This window comes from Pontibacter rugosus (assembly GCF_042678745.1).
GTDB lineage: Bacteria > Bacteroidota > Bacteroidia > Cytophagales > Hymenobacteraceae > Pontibacter > Pontibacter rugosus.
Map to the genome: position 1 here is coordinate 1 of NZ_JBHTLD010000423.1, position 1,279 is coordinate 1,279.

At 41.8% G+C, this 1,279-nt stretch carries 1 protein-coding gene and 1 pseudogene; one reads left to right on the forward strand and one right to left on the reverse strand.

Annotated features, from left to right (window positions below):
- Positions 1-63 precede the first annotated feature (63 nt).
- Positions 64-648 (reverse strand): 6-phospho-3-hexuloisomerase, encoded by a 585-nt coding sequence (hxlB, locus tag ACFQ2O_RS21670; RefSeq protein ID WP_377533001.1) that lies wholly within the window; start codon positions 646-648, stop codon positions 64-66.
- 314 nt (positions 649-962) lie between these two features.
- Here hxlB and ACFQ2O_RS21675 point away from each other — a divergent pair.
- Positions 963-1,279: pseudogene (locus ACFQ2O_RS21675) on the forward strand (AraC family transcriptional regulator); the annotation flags it as partial.

Sequence of the window (1,279 nt, forward strand, 5' to 3'; positions counted from 1 at the left end):
GTAATTTTGTCATTTTTCTATCTTTATTAATATAAAAGGAATTTTTCTGAATTTTTATTCTTGTTATTCAAGGTTTGCATGCCGCTTCCAGAGCTCCTCAGCAGGCGTTTTGTCTATGCTCCATAGGGTTTGAAAGATGGCATCTGTGAGAAGCAGGATGGCCTGCTCGAACAAGCTGCCGGCATATTGCTCCGAAATTGTGGTGCCATGGTCCTGCTTTTGTGCAGCCGGTACAACTGCCACATGTGCTGCCAATGTGGCTAGTGGCGAGTTGACTGTTGTTGAGAGTGCCACCACTTTGGCACCGGCAGCAACCGCTTTCTCTGCCGCTTTCACTATAGAGCTTGTTGTGCCGGACCCGGAGGCAGCCAGAAGTAAATCTCCAGTCCTAATAGCTGGCGTTGTGGTTTCTCCAACCACAAAAACGGAAAGGCCAAGGTGCATGAGGCGCATGGCAGCGGAATGTAAAGCAAGCCCCGACCGTCCTGCACCCACTAAGAAAACTCGTTCAGCATCCTGAATGAAAGGTATGATTTTCGCTACCTCGCTATACTGAATTTTATCAGCCAGCTTTTGGTTTTCATCTAAAATAAGCTCAAAATTGCTCTTTAGAGACGCTGCTAAATCCTGACCGTTTGCCTTTATCATGTGGTAGTGATTTTATTAATAAAGTGATTTATGCGTAAGCATTGCACTTAAATTACTTCCTGTATGCTGTTACAAAGGTAGGTTAGGGGAGTAGGGCTGCTGTTATACAATCAGCGCAATGTGTTGGACAATTTAGAAACTTTGTAGTTGTAACTTAGTTGTACCGATACAGCTGATTATGTATAACAAATGAAACTGTACTTTTGCGACACTTTCCAATCTGCTTGTACATGAGGTTGCAGGTTTGTTATTCCGTTGCAATCTATATTGTCCGGAGGGGACGAACGAACGGATACTGATAAGTAGAAAGATAAATGATAAAAGAAGAAGTAACAGACGAGTTGAACAACTCCCTTATCTATATAAGAAATCTTGCTAATTGCCCTCCAAGCTATTTAAATGATCCTGGCAGAAAGGAGTTTTTTGAAGTAGTCTGGCTAAAGAATGAATATCCCTTACATGCTATAAAAGATGAAGGTCAGCCACAAAAAGGACACTGGATCTATCTGTTGCCACCTTATCGGGTGCATCAGCTAAATAAGGCAGGTAAAAAGGGCGTTTTGTTATCTTTTAAAAGAGATTTACTGGATGAAGAGGCTAAAGAATTTTCTCTGGATGTTTTTAAGATATT

What these genes read in the sequence shown, in the direction of transcription:
- hxlB (WP_377533001.1), bottom strand. Translation starts at nt 648, where the DNA reads ATGATAAAGGCAAACGGTCAGGATTTAGCAGCGTCTCTAAAGAGCAAT.